Origin of the sequence: Butyrivibrio sp. VCB2001, assembly GCF_000423965.1 — a bacterium.
Taxonomy (GTDB): Bacteria; Bacillota; Clostridia; order Lachnospirales; family Lachnospiraceae; genus Butyrivibrio.
Genome location: NZ_AUIZ01000019.1, coordinates 55,082 through 76,381 on the forward strand (window position 1 = coordinate 55,082; position 21,300 = coordinate 76,381).

Genomic DNA, 21,300 nt, shown 5'->3' on the forward strand with positions numbered 1-21,300 from the left:
CAAACATAAAGAGGAGACCTTTAAGTCTCCTCTTCTTTTTTGGGTATTTCCTTACCCTTAAGATCGATATTGTTTTCTTTAAGAGCTATAGCCCAGTATTTCTCAGGAATATTGGGCCATTTTACTGTTCCCCTCTCCTGTTCACAGAGCCTCATGGCTCTTAACAGAACCGTCTGGTTAAGGTCCACGCCTGTCCTGATGGTGTGCATGGTAACAGCTGCCCATGCGGGGGCTATCTCCCTAAGTCCCGATTCCTTAAACTCCCTGAGGATCTCTTTCCTGTTGTAGTCCAGCTGAATATACTCCTCTTCCCAGGCCTTACCATTACCGTGGAGAATGCAAAACTGAGTCTTTCCTCCGTAGTACCACGGTATACCTATGGATCCGGGATTGACGGCCTTTTTTCCTCTGTACACGTAGGTGCCCTGAATATGGTTGTGCCCGTGCAGAAGAACTCCCGACTTTAGGTGAGAAAGTACCTTCTTGGTATTTCTCTTTTCCCTGAACAAAAGCTCACTGGTATTGGTAGGTGAGCCGTGGCAGAATTCAAATCCGGGCATTCCCTTCACCTGATACATCCCATAGTTGGGGAGAGACTCAAAGAAATCAAAGTCCTTGCCCGTAAGATTCTCATAGGTATAAAGAAGAGAACCACTGGCAGAGCCTTTTCTCCAGTTTCCGGCTCCGGTATTCTTATAATTTAAAAGATATTCCTCCCGATTTCCACGGATAATATATGTGTTAAAGTACTGCTTCAGCACATATATCAGTTCCATGGTCTTCTGGGGGTACGGGCAGTCAGTGACAAAGTCACCCAAAAGGACAAAATTGGTTATTCCCTTGCCCATGGCATAATCTATACATGCCTGAAAAGCTGTATGATTGCCGTGTATGTCACTAAATACCGCGAAATCATTTGCCATTACTTAACTATCTCTTTTATTGATTCTGCAAGGCCTGCAATGCCCTGGATATTTGAAGGAACAATGATCTTGGTTGCCTGTCCGTTTGAGGCCTTCTCAAAGGCCTCAAGGCTCTTAAGTGTAAGAACTGACTCATCAGCTCCAGCCTCTTTCAGCATTGTGATACCTTCAGCGTTAGCCTTCTGAATGCTCTTGATAGCCTCAGCCTGACCTTCAGCCTCACGGATTCTCTTCTCTCTCTCAGCCTCAGCTCTAAGGATCGTAGCCTGCTTGTCAGCCTCAGCCTGAAGGATCTTACTCTGCTTCTCACCTTCTGCAACAGTGATCTGTGACTGCTTCTCACCTTCTGCAAAGAGGATCTTTTCTCTCTTTTCACGCTCAGCCTTCATCTGCTTCTCCATGGCATCTCTGATCTGCTCAGGAGGATTGATGTTCTTGAGCTCTACTCTTGTGATCTTGATTCCCCAGGGATCGGTTGCGATATCAAGTGCATCCTGCATCTGGGCATTGATCTGATCTCTTGAAGTAAGAGTTTCATCAAGTGTAAGTGAACCGATTACGTTACGAAGTGTTGTAGCTGTAAGGTTCTCAATAGCTCCGATAGGATTTCTTACGCCGTATGCATAAGCCTTTGGATCGGAAATTCTGAAGAATACGATTGAGTCGATCTGCATTGTAACGTTATCCTGTGTGATAACGGGCTGAGGTGGGAAGTCACAGTACTGTTCCTTTAAGTCCACCTGTCTTGCTACTCTGTCGATAAAAGGAATCTTGAAGTGAAGACCAACGTCCCAGGTCTCCTTGTATGCACCAAGCTCCTCAACTACGTAGGAATGAGCCTGTGGTACGATCTTGATATTGGTAGCTAATAAAATGATTACGAGTACAACGAAAATTGCAATTATTGCGGCTGTCATTATAAGCCCTCCCTTTCAACAATAAGTTTTGCTCCTCTGACTTCTACAACCCTGACCTCTTCTCCTGCCTTTATTGTGATATTGTCAACGCTTGAAGCTGCCATCCAGGTTGAGCCGTCCATATCTACTTTACCTGTGCCATGAAGATTGTCAATGTCGGTCTTGGCAATGAGTTTTCTGCCGATGATAGCATCTATATTGGTCTTCTTAAGCCTGTTGTTAAAATGTGCTGCTGCAATAGGTCTTACGAGAACCAGAACTACCACTGATACCACAAGAAAAGCTGCCACCTGAAGCCAAAGAGGTGCTCCGATAAGAGCCAGCAAAAGAGCTATCACTGCCCCTGCTGCAAACCAGATGGTAACAAGTCCCATGGTCATAAGTTCGATTACTGACATTACAACTGTGATGATCAACCAGATAATCGGTAATGAGACATCCATACACTCTCCTCCTTTTAGTAGATTATACTTCACTTTGCCCTTTGGCGGAAGTAGCTTATTGTTAATAGTCTTTTCACAAAAATATTGTCCTGTAATCTAATCTTTCCACGCATTTTATGATAATATATAATAGTACAATTATTAACGTCATGCCGTTTGTATGGAGGCCAAAATGTCAAGTCAGATGTACAATATCTTCAAAAGCAGCTTAAACACATTCACAATGCCGGCAACCGTCATGTCCGTAAGAAAGAATCCCGACGGAACCTGCGGTGAAATAAGGTTTTTTGCCATCAACGAGATCTTTAAAAAGAGCTCCTACGACCTCTTTTCAAAAATGGAAGGTGGCTCATCTGTCAGCTATGAGGAATTTGATAAACATATCGAGGGTCAGCTCTACACCGCTCATATTCCGAAAGAGCCCAAGTTTGAGGCCATAGTATTTGACGCAGCCTGGAATGGTAAGCATATCCATACCTATGTTGATACCACCAAGATGTACGGCTACTGGACCGAAGATATCCTCTTCCCTGTTGTTGCTCCCGGCTGTGAAGACGAGGAGGAGCCTGACGTTAAGTACTGTCAGTTCATGTACACCTTGAACAGAGAGATGGATACAGGCAAGTTTGCTTCTGTTTCTCCTGACATTTCCAGCTTCGTCATCAAGTCCTGTCTTGAGCTTCGTAACGAAAATGACTTCTCAGACAGCATAAATACTGTTATTAAAGATCTTCGTGAATATACTGATTCCTATGCTGCAGCAATTCTTACAGTCCTTAGTGATCAGCAGAAATTTGATGTTATAAGTGAATCTGTCAGAAATGACGAGATCTGCATAAAAGACATCTTCACACATTTCCCGTATGAAATAGTTGATAGCTGGGAAAAGCTCTGCAGAGAGACCGACAGCATAATAATCAAAGACGAAGCTGATATGGCTCATTACGAAAAGCTTGCTGAGCCTTGGGTTAAGACCCTTAGGGAGAACGATGTTAAGAGCCTTTGCCTCTTCCCTCTCACCCACAACGGTGTGATCACAGGTTATCTCTATATCACAAACTTTGATGTATCGAATATGGAGAGGATCAAACAGACCATTGAGCTTGTATCCTTCTTCCTGACTGCGGAGGTTGCAAACCACACCTTCCTTGAGAGACTTGAGTATCTCAGTAACGTCGATATGCTCACCGGCGTATTTAACCGTAACTGCATGAACGTCAATGTAGATGAGCTGGCGATCAAACTTGAGATCTTCCCTCAGCCCTTCAATGTTGCCTTCTGTGACCTCAACGGTCTTAAGAGCATTAATGATAACGGCGGACATGATCAGGGTGATAAGCTCCTTGTATATGCAGCTGATGTGTTAAAAGAGATATTCCCTGACGATAAGATCTACAGAGCAGGTGGTGATGAGTTTACTATCATCTCCTTTGACAGCAAGCCACAGTTTGAAGAAAAGATCAGGATCCTTAGGGAGCGGGCATCTGATCCCGAATGGCTCTACTTTGCAATAGGCTACTATCACGACGAATCAGACGGACAGCTAAGGCTCGCCATGAGATATGCCGATGAGGAAATGTATAAAGACAAGGATAAGTTCTACGAGAAATATCCTGATAAGAGAAGATGAAAAAAACCGCTCCGATAACCGGAGCGGTTTTTGAATAATACCAGATTCACAAGGAAGTTCGGCTCTCGCAACAAGTTGCTCGCCCGAACGACCATGCTAACTAGACTCGACAATACCTCGTCAAGTAATCATGGTCAGAACTTACCAGCCTTAGCAGCCTCTTCGATAGATACAGCTGTTGAAACAGTCATACCAACCATAGGGTTGTTACCAGCGCCGATAAGACCCATCATCTCAACGTGAGCAGGAACTGATGAAGAACCTGCGAACTGAGCATCTGAGTGCATACGTCCCATAGTATCTGTCATACCATAAGAAGCTGGGCCTGCAGCCATGTTATCAGGGTGAAGTGTACGTCCTGTACCACCGCCTGAAGCAACTGAGAAGTACTTCTTACCAGCCTCAGTACGCTCCTTCTTGTATGTACCTGCAACAGGATGCTGGAATCTTGTAGGATTGGTTGAGTTACCTGTGATAGATACGTCAACGTTCTCCTTCCACATGATAGCAACACCTTCCTGTACATCGTTAGCGCCGTAGCAGTTAACCTTTGCACGAGGTGAATTTGCATCCTTTGAGTAGCACTTTCTGAATACTTCCTTAACCTCACCTGTGTAGTAGTCATACTCTGTCTCTACATATGTGAAGCCGTTGATACGTGAAATGATCTGAGCAGCGTCTTTTCCAAGACCGTTAAGGATAACTCTAAGAGGTTTCTGACGAACCTTGTTAGCCTTCTCTGCGATACCGATAGCACCCTCAGCTGCTGCGAATGACTCGTGACCGGCAAGGAATGCGAAGCACTCTGTATCCTCTTCAAGAAGCATCTTACCAAGGTTACCATGTCCAAGACCTACCTTACGGCGGTCAGCAACTGATCCGGGAATACAGAAAGCCTGAAGTCCGATACCGATTGCTGCAGCTGCATCAGCAGCCTTGCGGCAGTTCTTCTTGATTGCGATAGCTGCACCTACTGTGTAAGCCCACTTTGCGTTCTCAAAGCAGATAGGCTGAATGCCCTCGATGAGGCTGTACACGTCAATGCCAGCTGCCATTGTAATATCTTTACATTCTTCGATGGAAGAAATCCCATACTCCTTAAGGCAAGCCAGGATCTGGGGCTCTCTTCTTTCATATGATTCAAATAAAGCCATTATTATTATTCCTCCTTACCTATTATTCATGTCTGGGATCGATGCATCTTACTGCATCAGCAACACGTCCGTACTGTCCCTTAGCCTTCTCAAGAGCTGTGTTAGCATCATCACCGGCCTTGATGAAGTCCATCATCTTACCAAAGTTAACATACTTGTATCCGATAATCTCATCGTTCTCATCAAGAGCGATATCTGTGATATATCCGTCTGTAAGCTCGAGGTAACGAGGTCCCTTCTCAAGTGTTCCGTAAGTTGTACCAACCATTGAACGGTTACCCTTACCAAGATCCTCAAGACCTGCACCGATCTGAAGTCCGTCCTCAGAGAATGCAGACTGTGTTCTTCCGTAAACGATCTGAAGGAAGAGCTCTCTCATAGCTGTGTTGATAGCATCACAAACAAGGTCTGTGTTAAGAGCTTCGAGAACTGTAAGTCCGGGAAGAATCTCAGAAGCCATAGCTGCTGAATGTGTCATTCCGGAACATCCGATAGTCTCAACAAGAGCCTCCTGAATGATTCCATCCTTAACATTTAAGGAAAGCTTGCAGCAACCCTGCTGTGGAGCACACCAGCCAATACCATGTGTATAGCCTGAAATGTCCTTTATTTCTTTTGACTTAACCCACTTTGCCTCTTCCGGAATGGGAGCTGCGCCATGGTGTACCCCTTGTGTTACAGGGCACATGTTTTTTACCTCTGTTGAGTAAATCATGTGAAAATCTCCTTTCGTATTGTAAAGTAATTTGCATTACTCACTCACGTTTTGTACACTTTTAAGCCGTGCCAATACATATTTTTGCATAATTCGCGGTACTTTTCAACAGATATGATAGAAATTTAACATTTATTTTACTCTCAGATGAATTTGTACACATCGTCGTAGTCGTAGGCTGAAATAACCTCAATAATATTCTCTACCCTATCTCTCTCATCTTCGGGAATAGCGGAGTTTTTCAAAAGCTCTCCGATGCTCTCCACTTCTTTGTAATGACCGTTATCAAGGTGAGACCTAAGGCTCACATAGATACTTTTAAGTTCATTTCTATCCAGAACTCTTCTTCCATCTTCGCTTACAGGCTTCTCATCGGGAACAACTATCCTATTGGTAAGATCTCTGTAGAGCAGCATAAGGTCACCAAGGCCGTCAAACAAAGTCTCCTCATCACCGACCCTTCCGGCCTTCTCGAGCTTCTCTGCAAGATCAGCCAGCTCAGAGGCACCGATAACTCTTGAGGAACTCTTTATGCCGTGGATCATGGTCGTGAGGTTTAAGATATCTCTCTTTTCCCAGTAATTCTCTATATCAGCAATGGTCTGAGGTGCTGAATTCTTGTAGGTGCGAAGGGTCTCAAGATATGAGGACTTATCTCCGCAGTGCTTGATTCCTATAAATACGTTAAGCCCCTCCAGCTCATAAAGCGCCATGGGTATCTCATCCGCCTTCTGAGGTACATTTCCCACCTTACCAGCAGGACAGATCTTGTCATTTGGAAGATACTTGATGATCATACTCTCCAAAGCTGATGGATTTATGGGTTTAGCCAGATAATCGTCAAATCCCGCAGAGATGTAAACCTCTCTCATTCCGGCAATCGCATTTGCTGTAAGGCATACGATCGGCGTCTCAATATTGGGATTATCCTTCATGGCCTTTAATTCCTTAAGAGCTTCGATGCCGTCCTTATGAGGCATCATGTGGTCAAGGAAGATAAGGTCATACTTCGTCCTTGATGCTCTCTCGATGCACTCATCGGCACTGATCGCCTCATCAATGCGAAGCTTGGTGTGCTTTAAGAGGTTCTTAAATACTGTAAGGTTAACCGGTGTATCGTCAACCACAAGAACGTTTGCATCAGGAGCAGTAAACTTCTCCTTATACTTGCTTCTCTCTACGATTGACTTTCTGAAGGCTGCTTCGAAATCACCGACAGCATCCCATTTAAGCACTTCCTGCTTAAGGGTAAAGCTAAATGACGAGCCCTCTCCGTACACACTTTCAACTTCAAGAGTTGAACCCATGAGATTAAGGAGTTTCTGAGTTATGGTGATTCCAAGACCTGTTCCCTCTACTCCCTGGTTCTTCTTTTTATCAAGTCTCTCAAAGGCTTCGAAGATCTTATTGATCTCCTCTTCCTTAATGCCTATTCCCGTGTCTTTTACACTGAAGTTTAAAAGAACACTCTTGTCATCGCCGGGCATTCTTGCATAGCCAAGGCCTATGGTCACACTTCCCTCTTTAGTGTACTTAACCGCATTAGTAATGAGGTTTGTGACAGCCTGCTTGATCCTAATCTCATCACCCCTTAGGTAATTCGGAAGGCCACTGTCTATATTAAGCTCCAGCAAAAGACCTTTTTCCTCCGTCATGGCCTTTGCAATGTTTACAAGGTCATTGAGCACGGAAGAAATCTCGTACTCGATGGGTACAATTTCCATTTTGCCGGATTCAATCTTGGTAAAGTCAAGAATATCATTGATAATTCCAAGAAGTGTCTTTCCTGAGGATAAGATGTGCCCTGAATACTCAAGGATATTCTCATCCTTACTCTCCCTTAGGATCATCTCATTCATGCTAAGAATCGAGTTCATCGGAGTTCTTATATCATGTGACATGGATGAGAGGAAATCATCCTTGGCCTTGTTGGCTTCTTCTGCCTCTCTTACAGCTATACCAAGCTGGATATTCTTTTTCTGAAGCTCTTTTGCATCTGCTTCTCTCTCTGATGCTCTCCTCTTATTGGAGATTACCTCTTTGACAAGGGAAGCAACAATTATTGAAGAGATCACAAAAACGATCAGAACCGCAAACCACATGTTATCAAGTATTGAGTCCTTCAGATCATACTTGTAGAGGTCTCCGGAATATCTAAGTGCTATATCCTGGATCTGGTCGTTTCCTACTACATTGAGTCCCCTGTTTAAAAGCTTTAAAAGTCCCTCATGTCCGAGATGAACTCCAAAGCATCTCTCATCCACTTTGCTCTGCTGCTTAACCGAGAGTTCTCTGTACTTGCGGTTCTTAAGGATATTGTTGACGCGCATACCGTTTAAGGTTGTGCAACCTACCTTGCCCTCAATGACCGCATCCAAAGCTTCTTCTATTGAGTCGTAGAATGTAACCTGCGCATTGGGGAAATTGCTCTTTACAAAGTAGTACTGCATGCTGTTGTTCTTGTTAAGTGCAAACGTAGAGAGCTTGGACTCTGTGTATTCTCCCGAATAAACGATGGCTGTGGTTGAAGCTATGACCGGATTGGTCTGGTAGATGTTGTTTTCCTCAGAGAAATAAAATCCTCCGCCAACAGGGAATGCTGTTTCAATCTGCTGTTCTCCGATAGCAGTGATCATGTCGTCATAGCTGTCATAACCGATATACTCAACAGAAAGTGTGCTTATTCCAAGTTCCCTGAGCATCTCAGGTATAAGGTCTTTTACCAGACCTGTGACATTTCCCTCTTTATCGGTATCAGAATATGGAAGATAGTTGTTCAGATAACCCACTCTCAAGGTGTCATGCTCGGAAAGCCACCTCTTTTCAGCACCCGAAAAGCTCCTGCTGGTGATGCTGGATGGATAATACTTGATATTAAGACCGTTTATGTAGTTAGGCTCTTCGATCATGATTTGTTCCTGAGCCTCATTGAGTTCATTAAGCAGATCCTGCCTGTTTATACTTACGCACAGGTAGTAATCGGTAGCTCCAAAAGCATACAAAAGCTCTGCATTCTCTCTGTTATAGGTTCCGTTGCTCTCAGCAACGTAAACATCAAGCTCTTCATTATCAAAGGCTGCAACCATCTCACCCGCAGATTTAAAGGTCACAACATCAGCCAGTATGTTGTGAGATTCCAAAAACTCATTAAGAGTCGCAACAATGGCACTTTCCTGAACGCCGATCTTCTTGCCCGACAGAGTTGCAGGAAGATTATTTATGGAATCATCAAAAGCATGCTTAACAAGGTTGTAAGTCTCTCTTCCCATGGAGTTTCTGGGATAACCTATAACGCCCTCTCTCTCCGGTGTATAAGCAAGGCCTGCCAAAAGATCTATATCCCCGGCCAAAAGCTTTCTGTAAAGATCTGAAAAGTTTCCGTAAACATACTCATACTCCCATCCTGTATATTCAGCGATCTTCTGGTAGTACTCGTAGGCGTATCCTTTTCTGACCTGGCCTTCTCCGGCTCCTTCCTGGAATATCTCATTCTCGAAATAGCCGACCTTAACCTTCTCCTGCTCATCAGCAGCATAAGCTATGGCAGAAGGCCTAATGGAAGTAAGTATCATACATATTGCAAGTAGAAAAAGGATTACCGGTCTTCTCTTTTTACTTCTTTTGTGTTCTTCCATTCTTATTTTCCTTTTTGATGGTCTTATAAAACGGTGCCACATAATCAAACCTGGATCTTAAGGCATTTCTGTAGTCGTTTTGTTTGACCATATTGGTGCGCTTTGTTACAAAATCGTTGAGCTTATTAAGGTACTCCTGCTCAGAGATGGAGCCGTCTGCAACCCCCGTAAGTCCCTTCTCCCAGCTGGCAGTAAGAGCAGGGTTTAACATGGGCTTCATTGAACAGAGCACAGTCTCATAGACCATCTCTCCCATCTGCGTGGGGGTTATGATCTGAGTCTTTTTATTCAGGTTTAAATAACCTATATTAAAGAGCTTGGTAAGGATGCCGGCTCTTGTCGCACTGGTTCCGATTCCCGACCCCTTTATCTGAGCACGAAGCTCTTCATCTTCTATGAACTGTCCGGCATTTTCCATGGTGAGGATAATGGTTCCGGAGCTGTATCTCTTGGGCGGAGAAGTCTCTCCCTCCTTGATCTCAAAGGATTCTACAGGGAGCTCATCGCCCTTTTTGATCTTCTTTAAGTATTCAAAAAGTTCTTCATCCGTTACAGTCTGTTCTGCCTCTTCGCCATCCTTAGGAGCATCTTCCTCGCTCTCCTTATTGTCCTTCTTCTTGGAGAAGGAGTAGTCCATTACGTGAAGATAGCCCTTTCCGGTGAGGATCTTGAAGTTGGCAAAAAAGTGTTCTCTCTTGCCTTCATTATCAAGGTTTGGCAGAGATAATTCCAGTCCTACTTTCTGATAAGTTGCAGGTGGATAAAAAACAGCAAGAAATCTCCTTACTATTATCTCATAAACCAAGGCAGATGTGGGACTTAATGACGAAATTGCAGAAAATCCCTGACCGGTTGGAATAATAGCGTAGTGGTCGGTGATTGCCTTGTCATTTACATATCTTGTCTTGGCGATACCCTTATAGGACTCATGCTGAAGTATGGCTCTTGCAAATACCGAACAGGGCTCATATGCAGTAAGCCCCTTTATGTTCTGGTCTATAACCTTGGCAATGGCAGAGGACATAACTCTGGCATCGGTTCTGGGGTAGGTCGTAAGCTTTTTCTCGTAGAGCTCCTGTGCAATAGCCAGGGTCTCATCGGGATTTATCTTAAATAGTCTTGAGCAGTCATTCTGAAGCTCCGCAAGGTTATATAAAAGCGGAGGATTCTTGACTTCTTTCTTGGTCTCGCATTTTTCAACCGTAGCACTTCTATTCCTCGTGCCAACTTCCCTGATCAGCTTTTCTGCACCCTCTTTTGCCTTAAAGCCCTTTTCGCTGTACAGTTCAGGGGATCCGTCAAAGTGAGAATCCTGCGTCACTCTCCACTCGGCATCGCACTTCTTGCCATTTATCATCGCTCCTGCGAGTACTCTGTAGAAGGGAGTCTTAACGAAGTTTCTGATCTCTCTCTCCCTGTCTACAACGATACCAAGAACGCAGGTCATAACTCTGCCGACGCTGATCACGCACTTATCAAGTCCCAAATAGTTCTTGATAGAATACGCATAGCGCAGTGTCAGGGCTCTTGAGAAGTTGATACCCATAAGGTAATCTTCCTTGGCGCGCAAAAACGCTGAAGCCCCCAGGTTATCATACTCGCTGTCATCCTTAGCTTCTCTGATTCCTCTTAGGATCTCCTCTTCTGTCTGGGAATCGATCCATACGCGCTTTCTTACTTTGCCCTTGACATTTGCCTGCATGTCAACAAGACGATAGATATATTCACCTTCTCTTCCCGAGTCGGTGCATATATAAATCGTATCCACATCATCTCTATTGAGTAAGCCTTTTACTATGTTGAACTGTTTTGAGACATTCCTTATAACTTCGTATCTATAGTTTTCCGGAATAAACGGAAGTGTGTCAAAAGACCACCTTGCAAATTTCTCATCATAGACCTCAGGATAGCTCATGGTTACCAGATGTCCGACGCACCATGTAACAATAGCGTCATCGGACTCCAGGTAACCGTCTCTCCTGGAAAAATTCTTTTTAAGTGCACCGGCAAAAGCCTGTGCCACGCTGTTTTTCTCAGCAATATATACAGATTTATTAGCCATTCGTAAGCTCATCTATCCCTATCAGCTTAAGTTTACTGCCGGGCTTTAGTGACGCATCAACGATCCAGTCATCAAAGCCTGCTGTGGAAAAGAGATAGATAACATCTCCCTCAAGTCTTGCTTTTTTTGCGCAGTATTCAAGCCTGTCGAGATCCGCATGGGTTATCTGTTTCTGCCACGAACAAAGTCCGAGGGCAGTATCTCCCATATCACTCTGAGCTATTATGTCAATGGTTCCTTCCTTGCCAATCCACTCGCCCTCATCACCGATCTCAAAGGGGAAAAGACCTCTCTCCTCTAGCCTTAGAATGTACTCACGGCAGACGCTCTTAAAGTGCTCACCGGCATAATTTTGAATTCCTGCAGATATAAATATATCATAAAATTTGTCGGCAGGCATCTGTAATAAACTGCTCTCATTTGGGAATATGAACCTGAAGTAAAAGTCAAGCAGAGGGTCCAAAATCTTATAGACACCCTTCATAACATTTTCTCTTCCGGCATTTCCGAATGAGTATGCCTTATAAGCAAAATCATGATGGATAAGGGTCTTTAGATAAACTGAAATCTTGGCCCTTGAAAAGCCTGTTGCATGATAAATGTCATTGAGCTTATTGGCGCCCTTTGCCATCTCCGAAAGCAGTGTATGATAGACGGATGTCTCTCTTAAGCTGTATTCGGTAAGGCGAAGTGCCTCTCCGTAAAGAAATGACCCCGGATCAAGAATGTTCTTGCACACATTCTCCTTAAAAGAAAGAGAATCATCAAAGTATCTCCAGAGAAGTGTCTGTCCTCCCAAGACAGAATAAGTAAGCACCGCATCCCTGTAGGGCATGTTCTTGAAGTAGCTTCTCATCTCCGAAAACGGAAGGGGCTTAATCTTTCTGAATCCCGCAAGGGATGTGGACAAAGAGCCAAGGGACTGTACCATGTTGTTCTCAACCCATGACACATCGCTGCTTACAAGAAGAACAAGGATCTGTCTGTACTTGCCGTTCTTCTCAACAAAGCCTACCAGTTCCTTCATAAAGCTATCCGATGATTTGATTATGTACTCGAAATTCTTAATGACGAAGATCACGGGGTTTCTCCCCGCGCTTCCTATAGCAAGATCAAATATCTCTGTGTAGGTGGGATTCTCTGAAAGGCTGCTCTTTGTTTCCATCAGCTCTTTTTCCCAGAGCTTTATCTGCTCCCTGCTCGAGACACTCCTTGCCGTGTAAAAGACACTTCTTCTGTTCTCAATGAATTTAAAGAGCAGCGAGTTCTGCTCCACATTCCTGTGGCCGTAAACCACAAGAATGTTGGAGCGCCCACTGTCGTAGTATCTGTTTAAAAACGCCAGATCGATTTTTCTTATCTCTTCCATAACGTTCACTTTACATGAATTATTTTTTGCTTATGTATCCGCTGGCCTTAAGAAGCTCTGCACACTCTACTGCACCGCCTGCTGCTCCACGCAGTGTGTTGTGTGAAAGACCTACAAACTTCCAATCGTAGATAGAATCCTCACGAATTCTTCCGATGCTTACTCCCATACCGTTCTCATAGTTAACGTCAAGAGTGATCTGAGGTCTGTTGTCTTCCTGCATGTACTGGATAAACTGCTTGGGAGCACTTGGAAGACCAAGCTCCTGAGGAAGTCCCTTGAAGCTTTCAAGCTTCTCGATGAGCTGCTCCTTGGTAGGGTTCTTCTTGAATTTAACGAATGCTGCAGCTGTGTGTCCGTAAAGAACAGGGATTCTGATGCACTGGCATGTAATCTTTACATCATCTGCAGGAACGATAACGCCGTTCTCTACCTTACCCCAGATACGAAGAGGCTCTTTCTCTGACTTCTCTTCCTCACCTGAAATGAAAGGAATTACGTTTCCTACCATCTCGGGCCACTCCTCAAAGTTCTTGCCTGCACCTGAAATAGCCTGATAGGTTGTAGCAACTACCTCGTAAGGCTCAAACTCCTTCCATGCTGTAAGAGCGGGTGTGTAGCTCTGGATTGAGCAGTTGGGCTTAACTGCGATAAAGCCCTTTGATGTTCCGAGTCTCTTTTTCTGGAACTCGATAACATCCATGTGCTCAGGGTTGATCTCAGGAATGATCATAGGTACGTCGGGAGTCCATCTGTGAGCTGAGTTGTTTGATACTACAGGTGTCTCAGTCTTAGCGTACTCTTCCTCGATAGCCTTGATCTCGTCCTTGGACATGTTTACAGCTGAAAGAACAAAATCAACGTCCTCGGAAACAGCCTTAACATCTGTGACATCCTTGATAACGATGTTCTTTACAGAATCAGGCATTGGGGTTTCCATTTTCCATCTTGAACCAACTGACTCTTCATAGGTCTTGCCGGCACTGCGAGGGCTTGCTGCAATTGTAGTAACCTCAAACCAAGGGTGATTCTCAATAATTGAGATAAACCTCTGTCCAACCATTCCGGTTCCACCAAGAACCGCTACTTTTAACTTGTCGCTCATAATAGTTACTCCTCTCATATTCCTTTTTTCTTTTTATTTAAAGCTAAAAGATGACAGAAATTCATCGTTCGCTTCAATTACTTTTTTCATAACATCAGGGCTTGGAGCTCCGACTGTAAGTCTCTTTTCAACGCAGGTCTTAAGAGAGATCGCATCAAATATATCCTCATCAAAGAGCTCTGAAAACTCCTTGAGCTCTGAAAGAGACAGATTATCAATTGCACATCCCTTGTCGATGCAGGCAAGAACCAGTCTTCCGATGACTGAATGTGCATCTCTGAATGGCATTCCCTTGTTTACAAGATAGTCTGCCGCATCGGTTGCATTGGTAAAGCCCTTTGTTGCACTCTTTTCCATGTTGTCCCTGTTGAACTTAAGAGTTGCAAGCATATCGGTAAAGAGTGTAAGGCAGTTTCTTACTGTATCCATGGCATCAAAAGCTGCCTCTTTGTCCTCCTGCATATCCTTGTTATAAGCAAGTGGTATTCCCTTCATTGTGGTAAGAAGGCTCATAAGATCGCCGTATACTCTTCCGGTCTTACCTCTTACAAGCTCTGCGATATCAGGGTTCTTTTTCTGTGGCATGATGCTGCTTCCTGTCGAGTAGGCATCATCTATCTCCACAAATCTGTACTCGTTGGAGTTCCAGATGATGATTTCCTCGGAAAGCCTTGATAAGTGCATCATTATTGTTGAAAGAGCTGACATATACTCTATCAGGTAGTCCCTGTCCGATACGGAATCCATGCTGTTAAGGGTAGGTCCCTCAAAATCAAGAAGCTCTGCTACATAGTCCCTGTCCAGGGGATATGTTGTTCCGGCAAGTGCTCCGGCTCCAAGCGGACAGTAGTTCATTCTCTTATAGATATCCTTCATGCGAAGAAGGTCTCTTTTAAACATCTCAAAATATGCACCGAGATGGTGCGCAAGTGTTACGGGCTGGGCCTTCTGAAGATGAGTAAATCCCGGCATATAAGTCTCAAGGTTATCCTTCATAATACTGCTAAGGCACTTAAGCATCTCTTCCAGGAGATTTGCAGTGTTTTCGACCTCACCCCTGCAGTAGAGCCTCATATCAAGAGCTACCTGATCATTACGGCTTCTTCCTGTGTGTACCTTCTTGCCGGCATCACCAATCCTGTCGATCAGGTTAGCCTCCAGGAAGCTATGGATATCCTCATACTTATCTGTTATCTCAAGTTTACCATCTCTGACATCGGAAAGGATTGCATCAAGTCCGCAAATAATGGCATTTTTCTCCTCCTCCGATATTATTCCCTGCCTGGCAAGCATAGTGGCATGCGCCTTGCTTCCTCTTACGTCTACTTCCAAAAACCTCTGATCGAAGGTAATTGATGCGTTGAAAGTCCACGCCAGTTCATTGATGCTGCCTGTAAATCTTCCACCCCAAAGCTGTGCCATATGTTGCCTCCATTACTGTGATGTGTTAAAGTCTCAAAAATTATAATCCAAACTTAACATACAATCAAGTCCTAAACAATCGCTCTTTTTCACAAAAAATACTGCCACAGTCACCTGCGGCAGTACGTTTTTTACAATCGGCCTTATAAAACTATTATATTTTCTTTCTTGGCATCCGCCTTGAATATCATCTTGTCATAGGTTTTTCTGTCGCTCTCAAGTCTGTAGATGACACCCGAGATGACAAATATGGTATTTGCATAGGCCATCTCAGTGATAACAGCGCTTGCTCCGTTACTCTTGTTTATCTCCTCTTCAAGAGATGCTATCTCAGCCTTCAGCTCTCTAATCCTGGTCTCTTTGGAAGCTACAGCTGCATTTATCTTGACCTTCCACTGCATGAGTTCACGGTTTCCGGCTCCGAGTTCCTTAAGCCTCTCCTTCTCGGTGTTCAAAGTCTCCAGCTGCTCAACTTCTCTGACGATACTCTTTTGAGCATTATTGTATTTTGAGAGGATACCCGAGTTTACGCCAAGATTGATGATGGTTCTGGCTCCTGACTTATTACCTACGGATGCTGCTTCGATTCCGTAAATGCAGTTAATGGTTCCGCCGTAGATCATGCCGACTCTTCCGTAGGTCTTTACATAGCCTCTTGCTTCAACCTTACAGTTTATGAAGTAGTTGGCGGAAATGTTCTCTCCGCTGATGGTGGCACCTTCAAAATACTTGGCACATACATCACCCTTCGCAGTGATTCCGCCTCTTATAGGACAGGTTACTCCGCCCTTTATGACAACTTCTCCGCCGGCGACAACAGTTGAACTCTCAAGATGTCCGCCTACGATTACATCTCCCGTTGCCTCTATCTCACTTCCGGAAAAGACATCTCCGACTACGAATACTGTACCGTCGTACTTGATCTTTTTGTCCGTTATCTTTACTTCCTGAACCACCATGAGCTTGGTTATCTCAACTTTTCCTTCTACCATACGTATGGCACCGGTATAAGTTGCGACATAGCTCACTCTGTCGTTCATGATCATAAAGCCTGTACCTTTAAGGATCGGTATCTCTTTTCCCGGAATTGCCTTTATGTAATTGCCGAATACATCGTATCCGTCAGTTCCCTTGGTGGCTTTGTGGTATTCAGCTATCTTATCTCCAACCTTTACAGGCTGCAGACATTTCATCTTATCAAGGTCACAGGTTCCGTCCTTAAGAAGCTCCGGTTCAAGTTCCTCGGAAGTATCAAAGAAGTACTCGTAATATCCGTTACGTCCGTTGACAACCTCCATTCCTGCAGCTACCAAAGCTCTTATGACCGGCTTACCTTCACGGCCTATTTTCTTTACAGCCTCTTTGTCTACACCATAGATAACCTTGGCTTTTTCAAGAAACTTAAAGATGATCTCCTCTGTATATTTTCTGCCATCCATTCTCTCAGGCAGAGTAAGGAAGCACATCATGTTACCCTCCTCAAAGTTGAGGTAGGTGTCACGGTGCTCAAGCATATCATTAACAAAGGCATCTTCACCGGATATTTTGCTGGGAGATATAGGTTCAGCTTCCGCTTTCTGCTCAGTGCTCCCAGCTTTTTTGCCGCCTATGCTTCCTGCAAGCATACTCTGGCGTATGCGCCGCATATCTCTTGCTGTGTACATCAGAGATGAGAACTTGGATACATCAAGGCTCTCCTCAAGACCAAGTCTTATCTCTCTCATCTGATCAGCCTGATATAAAGGCTTGCAATACGGCTTTATATCCAACTGATGCTCAAGACCGATACGCATCTCATACATCTGTTGCCAGCCGTAAGCAACATCTGCATACTGCCTGACATCAACGCCGTTTTCAAGGCCGATCCTGATTTCTCTGATAGTATCGCCTCTCATATCGTCAGTGATGTACTTATCGATGGGAAGGCCTTTCTTTATGGCGATCCTCATCTCTTCAAGCTGTTCTGCATCAAACTTACGGGCGATATATTTTGAGATATCAACCTTGTCCATATATGCCTTGTGCATCTGATTCAGAATGCCGGCATTGTATCTGTCGATATCCTTCTGTTCAAAAACAAGGCCATCCTCAGCGCTCGTTCTTATGGCTCTCATCTTCAGATATGGCATGGTCACATGGGCATAATGAGATATATCAATACCCGCCTGAAGACCTTTTCTGATCTCTCTCATCTGAAGCGCTTCAAAGGCAGGATCCTGATAGAAAATGATTGGAACTTCGCTTCCCTTTGTCAGACCGCGTCTGATCTCACGCATCTGGTCAGCAAAATATACTTTTTTGGCATAGGGAGTGACATCGATTCCGGCGACAAGACCCTCTCTTATCTGCGCAAGCTGAGTTGTATCAAAGCCCTGCTCTCTGTAAGAAGACATATCTATGCCCTGATACATCTCAAGGCGTATCTCCTCCATGGCACCCCATGAAAGGTTTGGATCCATGTATTTGCTTACATCGAGCTTATCGGACAAGCCTTTTCTTATCTCCGCAAGCTGAAGTGTATTGAAATGAAGGGACTTAAGCTTTTGTACATCGGCTCCCATCTCCTGACAGAGCTTTAATTCATTCTCATAGGAGTTTCCACTAAAGACATCCAGTCCCGAATATGAACTTGAAGCAGTACTTTCGTAACTTAAATTTGCCATAGATACCTCAAGACTGTCTAGTTATCGATACTACCTTATATTATAAATCAATATATCGTGCAAATGCACTATTAATTGACATATTTTCCCTATTCTATTAGACTTATTTTATAAATAATTAATAAGAAGGTAGGGGAAATAGTGAAAGACTTAAAACATCTGATTTTCTTCGAGAATCTGCTCCTTGAGGCAAACAATGAGCTGGTTCAAAAAGCACAGGCAGATGGTAATATTTGTGTTGCCTACGCCTGCGAAAACACTCCAGAACCACTACTTAATCTTCCGGGGTGTTTCTCCGCACGACTCCGTGCACCAAGGACAGGATCCTTGGACATCTCCACTTACTACATGACAAGTTTTCTATGCGAATACAGCCGTGCTCTTTTGGAGCGCGCCATTGAAGGAGGCTATAATTTTGCTGACGCAATAATTACTCCCGACGGCTGCTCTATGATGAACCGCTGCATAGAAAATATGGAACTGTTAAAGACTCTTGGCAAGGGTAAGGACAAGTTCTTTTTCGAGTATATGGAGATTCCCATGAAGGCCGACGACAACGGTCTTAATCTCTATGTACTTCAGTGCAGAAACCACATTTTAAAGCCTCTAAGCGAGAAATACGGCATCGATATTTCCGATGAGGCAATCAGGAAAGCTGTTGCAGATCACAACCGCGTTTGCGAGCTGATCCGTGCAATCGGTGATTTCAGGAAGGAAGAAAACCCTCGTATCACCGGCTATGAATTTAATGTGATCACTCTGGCAACCTATGTTGCTCCTAAATATCTTTTGCTGGATAAGCTCGAAGAGACTTTGGAGGAATTAAAGACCCGCGAGCCTGATGAAAAGAATGCTTTCAGAGCAAGGGTACTTGTTGTCGGCTCTGAAGTTGACGACACAGACTTTGTTAAGCTGATCGAGGACGCCGGCGCCTATGTATGTGCCGACCGTTTCTGCTACGGCTCTCTTCCGGGCAGAAATCCCATCATTTTAAACGATGAGGAAGACCCTCTTACTCAGATCTGCAAAGCTTATATGAACAGAGGCGAATGCCCTCGCTACATGAACACCGACAAGATGGATCACCGCAGGATCTACGTGGATGAGCTTGCTAAAGAATATAAAGCCGACGGCATTATCTACCAGCAGATGAAATTCTGCGACCCATGGGCTTATGAAAAGATGATGGGGTCAACTATCCTCAGAAACACTTACGGCTATCCTGTTCTTTCGGTTGACAGGCCTTACAGCATAGGTGTATCGGGACAGATGACCACAAGAGTACAGGCCTTCGTCGAGAGTATAGAGATCAAAAAGATTCAGCGAGGTGATGCAAATGGCTAAAGAGATTGGCGCCGACAGGCTCGGTGATTTTTATAAAGAGGGGTCCCTGGTCAGGAAAAGACGTGAATGGCGCGGACTTGTGGACACAATGTACGACTATTCAAGATGGCTTAAGATCATGATGACACTTGGTAAATTCGTCATGAAGCCAAGAAATGTAAAGGCCATGTTCAGATATCGCTGGATGGCCAACTACCTGGCTGTTCCCATGATGGTAGACAGACATACACAGGGTCTTAGAGGTGAGTACCTGAGAATCTGTCACGAGGAACAGGACCTGGTTATCGATGATGTTGCCAAGCTCCTTGACTCACTCTTTAGGGGTGATCGCAGGATTGGCAACGACAAGAAGTTTTCAGACAAGGTGGTTCTTGTTGACGAAAACGAGATGACAGCTGTAATGATGGGCTTCCCCACTCTTAAATGTCTCTCAAGAGAAACTCCTTCCACCTATGTATCGGTTCTCCTTAATCAGTACGCTGCATGCCACTATATTGATGTAGCTCAGGAATACGGTCTTGCCGGAGACGTATGCCCCATGCCCGAGGCTGAGGCAGGTGTTTCCATAGATGATGATGCTCCGATCCTTGGAGCATGTGCCATCCAGTGCAACACAACCTGCGACGGGTCACTTCTTGGTAACGGTGTAATCTCCCAGCGTCTTGAGAAGGAGAATGGAATCCCTGTATTCCAGCTTGCTGCTCCACTCCGTCACAGAGAGGATGACGTTCAGGAATATGCTGCTCAGGAGATCAGAAATGCCATCGCATTCATCGAGAAGCACACCGGCGTTAAATGGGACTGGAAAGCATACTTTGAGTGTGCAAAGCGTGTTAACTACGCAACTGAGTGCCGCCAGGAGTGGCTTGAAATGAACCGTACTCCTTATCCTCAGGTATTTGGTTCAAACCTTGCTCTCTACACAGAGACCAACTACATGGCTATCTGCGGTAGAGTTGCAGCCTTCGAGAAGGCAGACAAAAAGATAACCAAGCTTGCCCGTCAGGCTTATGCAAAAAAGAAAATGGCAGCCAAGGAATACAGACACCGTGCTATCGTTTGGGGCGTTCAGTCCCACTACTACATGGACTTCCTTGTATGGCTCCTTAACTGCTGGGGCATTGTTCCTCTTACCGATATGCTTTCAATGGTATCAACCAAGAAGCTTGTAACTGAGGATACTCCCGAGAACAGAGAACAGGCCATCTATGACATGGCTTGGCTTACAGAGAACATGATCATGAGAAACAGAACCCACGGCGGTTACAAGGTTCTTCTTGATGAGCTCTGGGAGTTTGTTGAAATGTTCAACGCAGACATGGTTATCCTCTGGGAGCACATGAGCTGTAAGGCCCTCGATGGAATGCATGGTCTCTTCGAAGAAAAGGCCCGTGAAAAGGGTATTCCTCTTGTCTGGGTATCCCACGACCTCTTCGATCCACGTATCATCTCCCGCCAGGGCGTTCGTGATCAGATCAACTCCTTCATGAGGACAGTATTTAACGAGGAGCCGATTGATCCATCACTTGAAGTTCTTCCGGATGAAAAGAGCTGGTAATGGAATTTCACTTAAATCTATAACACAAGACTAACTATTAAAGAAAGTCAATAAAAATGTTTTAAAACAGAAATGTTTTAAATATAGCGACGATGACTTATTCATCGTATTCAGCACCTTGAAAACTGCATGACAAATAGAGCATCGTTTTAGATGCTCTTGAAAGAAGATTTGTATGGAATTAGTTAAGCTGCTTTGTTGTATGACTGATGAGATTTCTCAAGCTGATATATCAGTCTCACGAGCTTCTTCGTTGCATGGGATACAGCAACATAGTAGTGCTTTCCTTCGGCTCGCTTTTTTGCAAGGTAAGCATTGAATGTCGAATCCCAATGGCAGACGTAAATAGTGGCGTTAAAC

The 21,300-nt window shown here is 44.4% G+C and carries 14 protein-coding genes and 1 pseudogene; 3 read left to right on the forward strand and 12 right to left on the reverse strand.

Features of this window, described 5'->3' with window-relative positions:
* Window positions 1–20 precede the first annotated feature (20 nt).
* Genes G589_RS20150 through G589_RS0114830 form a run of 3 tightly spaced genes read right to left on the reverse strand, consistent with a single transcriptional unit; the run spans window position 21 to window position 2,283 of the window.
* Window positions 21–923 carry a metallophosphoesterase family protein gene (locus tag G589_RS20150; RefSeq protein WP_051192418.1) on the reverse strand — a complete coding sequence of 301 codons (903 nt, stop codon included), beginning with the start codon at window positions 921–923 and terminating at the stop codon, window positions 21–23.
* Window positions 923–1,840, reverse strand: coding sequence for an SPFH domain-containing protein (locus tag G589_RS0114825; protein ID WP_026522668.1), 918 nt, complete (start codon window positions 1,838–1,840; stop codon window positions 923–925). Before G589_RS0114825 ends, G589_RS20150 begins: the two co-directional genes overlap by 1 nt.
* On the reverse strand, window positions 1,840–2,283 hold the full coding sequence (locus tag G589_RS0114830; RefSeq protein ID WP_022769068.1) for an NfeD family protein: 444 nt from the start codon (window positions 2,281–2,283) through the stop codon (window positions 1,840–1,842). The genes G589_RS0114825 and G589_RS0114830 overlap by 1 nt, the downstream gene beginning before the upstream one ends.
* 172 nt (window positions 2,284–2,455) lie before the next feature.
* On the opposite strand from G589_RS0114830, the gene G589_RS0114835 reads away from it, so the two are divergent.
* Window positions 2,456–3,913, forward strand: coding sequence for a GGDEF domain-containing protein (locus G589_RS0114835; RefSeq protein ID WP_026522669.1), 1,458 nt, complete (start codon window positions 2,456–2,458; stop codon window positions 3,911–3,913).
* 134 nt (window positions 3,914–4,047) lie between these two features.
* On the opposite strand, the gene G589_RS0114840 is transcribed toward G589_RS0114835, so the two are convergent.
* The 8 genes from G589_RS0114840 to G589_RS0114875 form a co-directional block, all read right to left on the reverse strand.
* Window positions 4,048–5,067 carry a GGGtGRT protein gene (locus G589_RS0114840; protein WP_026522670.1) on the reverse strand — a complete coding sequence of 340 codons (1,020 nt, stop codon included), beginning with the start codon at window positions 5,065–5,067 and terminating at the stop codon, window positions 4,048–4,050.
* Window positions 5,068–5,089: 22 nt separating this feature from the next.
* On the reverse strand, window positions 5,090–5,782 hold the full coding sequence (locus G589_RS0114845) for an iron-sulfur cluster assembly scaffold protein (protein WP_022773289.1): 693 nt from the start codon (window positions 5,780–5,782) through the stop codon (window positions 5,090–5,092).
* A 143-nt stretch (window positions 5,783–5,925) separates the two neighbouring features.
* On the reverse strand, window positions 5,926–9,417 hold the full coding sequence (locus tag G589_RS21355) for an ATP-binding protein (protein WP_051192420.1): 3,492 nt from the start codon (window positions 9,415–9,417) through the stop codon (window positions 5,926–5,928).
* The gene (locus tag G589_RS0114855; protein ID WP_026522671.1) at window positions 9,395–11,479 is read right to left on the reverse strand and encodes a DNA topoisomerase; all 2,085 of its coding nucleotides are present in this window, start codon (window positions 11,477–11,479) and stop codon (window positions 9,395–9,397) included. Before G589_RS0114855 ends, G589_RS21355 begins: the two co-directional genes overlap by 23 nt.
* Entirely contained in the window at window positions 11,472–12,848 is a 1,377-nt protein-coding gene (locus tag G589_RS0114860) for an ATP-binding protein (protein WP_026522672.1), read from the reverse strand. The genes G589_RS0114855 and G589_RS0114860 overlap by 8 nt, the downstream gene beginning before the upstream one ends.
* A gap of 19 nt (window positions 12,849–12,867) precedes the next feature.
* Window positions 12,868–13,953 (reverse strand): aspartate-semialdehyde dehydrogenase, encoded by a 1,086-nt coding sequence (gene asd / locus G589_RS0114865; protein WP_026522673.1) that lies wholly within the window; start codon window positions 13,951–13,953, stop codon window positions 12,868–12,870.
* A gap of 33 nt (window positions 13,954–13,986) precedes the next feature.
* The gene (gene argH / locus G589_RS0114870) at window positions 13,987–15,375 is read right to left on the reverse strand and encodes an argininosuccinate lyase (protein WP_026522674.1); all 1,389 of its coding nucleotides are present in this window, start codon (window positions 15,373–15,375) and stop codon (window positions 13,987–13,989) included.
* Window positions 15,376–15,518: 143 nt separating this feature from the next.
* The gene (locus tag G589_RS0114875) at window positions 15,519–18,038 is read right to left on the reverse strand and encodes a FapA family protein (RefSeq protein ID WP_026522675.1); all 2,520 of its coding nucleotides are present in this window, start codon (window positions 18,036–18,038) and stop codon (window positions 15,519–15,521) included.
* A gap of 141 nt (window positions 18,039–18,179) precedes the next feature.
* Here G589_RS0114875 and G589_RS0114880 point away from each other — a divergent pair, with 141 nt between their 5' ends.
* Complete coding sequence (locus G589_RS0114880; RefSeq protein ID WP_026522676.1) at window positions 18,180–19,382, forward strand: 2-hydroxyacyl-CoA dehydratase family protein; 1,203 nt, start codon at window positions 18,180–18,182, stop codon at window positions 19,380–19,382.
* On the forward strand, window positions 19,375–20,940 hold the full coding sequence (locus G589_RS0114885; RefSeq protein WP_026522677.1) for a 2-hydroxyacyl-CoA dehydratase family protein: 1,566 nt from the start codon (window positions 19,375–19,377) through the stop codon (window positions 20,938–20,940). The genes G589_RS0114880 and G589_RS0114885 overlap by 8 nt, the downstream gene beginning before the upstream one ends.
* A 185-nt stretch (window positions 20,941–21,125) precedes the next feature.
* Here the strand turns inward: G589_RS0114885 and G589_RS22455 are convergent.
* Window positions 21,126–21,300 (reverse strand): annotated as a pseudogene (locus G589_RS22455) (IS110 family transposase); the annotation flags it as partial.

Excerpts from the sequence above, each read along its gene's own strand:
- G589_RS20150 (WP_051192418.1), bottom strand. The coding sequence starts at position 923 with ATGGCAAATGATTTCGCGGTATTTAGTGACATACACGGCAATCATACA.
- G589_RS0114825 (WP_026522668.1), bottom strand. The coding sequence starts at position 1,840 with ATGACAGCCGCAATAATTGCAATTTTCGTTGTACTCGTAATCATTTTA.
- G589_RS0114830 (WP_022769068.1), bottom strand. The coding sequence starts at position 2,283 with ATGGATGTCTCATTACCGATTATCTGGTTGATCATCACAGTTGTAATG.
- G589_RS0114835 (WP_026522669.1), top strand. The coding sequence starts at position 2,456 with ATGTCAAGTCAGATGTACAATATCTTCAAAAGCAGCTTAAACACATTC.
- G589_RS0114840 (WP_026522670.1), bottom strand. The coding sequence starts at position 5,067 with ATGGCTTTATTTGAATCATATGAAAGAAGAGAGCCCCAGATCCTGGCT.
- G589_RS0114845 (WP_022773289.1), bottom strand. The coding sequence starts at position 5,782 with ATGATTTACTCAACAGAGGTAAAAAACATGTGCCCTGTAACACAAGGG.
- G589_RS21355 (WP_051192420.1), bottom strand. The coding sequence starts at position 9,417 with ATGGAAGAACACAAAAGAAGTAAAAAGAGAAGACCGGTAATCCTTTTT.
- G589_RS0114855 (WP_026522671.1), bottom strand. The coding sequence starts at position 11,479 with ATGGCTAATAAATCTGTATATATTGCTGAGAAAAACAGCGTGGCACAG.
- G589_RS0114860 (WP_026522672.1), bottom strand. The coding sequence starts at position 12,848 with ATGGAAGAGATAAGAAAAATCGATCTGGCGTTTTTAAACAGATACTAC.
- asd (WP_026522673.1), bottom strand. The coding sequence starts at position 13,953 with ATGAGCGACAAGTTAAAAGTAGCGGTTCTTGGTGGAACCGGAATGGTT.
- argH (WP_026522674.1), bottom strand. The coding sequence starts at position 15,375 with ATGGCACAGCTTTGGGGTGGAAGATTTACAGGCAGCATCAATGAACTG.
- G589_RS0114875 (WP_026522675.1), bottom strand. The coding sequence starts at position 18,038 with ATGGCAAATTTAAGTTACGAAAGTACTGCTTCAAGTTCATATTCGGGA.
- G589_RS0114885 (WP_026522677.1), top strand. The coding sequence starts at position 19,375 with ATGGCTAAAGAGATTGGCGCCGACAGGCTCGGTGATTTTTATAAAGAG.